Below are 230 nucleotides of genomic sequence, written 5' to 3'. Positions count from 1 at the left end.
CTCACAGAACGACATGGCTCCGATCCGCCTTGCCTCGCTTGCATCGCCATTTACCACTGGCGTTTCTTCCTCTTTCTTTTCAGATTCTTTGGCCTCCTCCTCTTTTGATTCCTCTGTATGTTCCTTTGGCTGTTCGTCGGCAGCAGCCTCACCACTCTCTCCACCTTCGGCTGCAGCGCCTTCTTCAGTTTTCCCCTCTTCCTCGCCTTCTTTCTTCTCTTCGCCCTCTT

1 protein-coding gene is annotated in these 230 nt (G+C 53.0%); it reads right to left on the bottom strand.

All coding sequences use genetic code 11. The annotated features are described in order from the left end of the window. Window positions 1-230: hypothetical protein (locus ACYQ78_RS40205; protein ID WP_459806254.1), on the bottom strand; the 230-nt coding region annotated here is incomplete at both ends.

Source organism: Herbidospora sp. RD11066, from assembly GCF_054661255.1.
The sequence above is the reverse complement of the archived record's forward strand: the minus strand, read 5'-3'. Positions and strand labels throughout refer to the sequence as shown.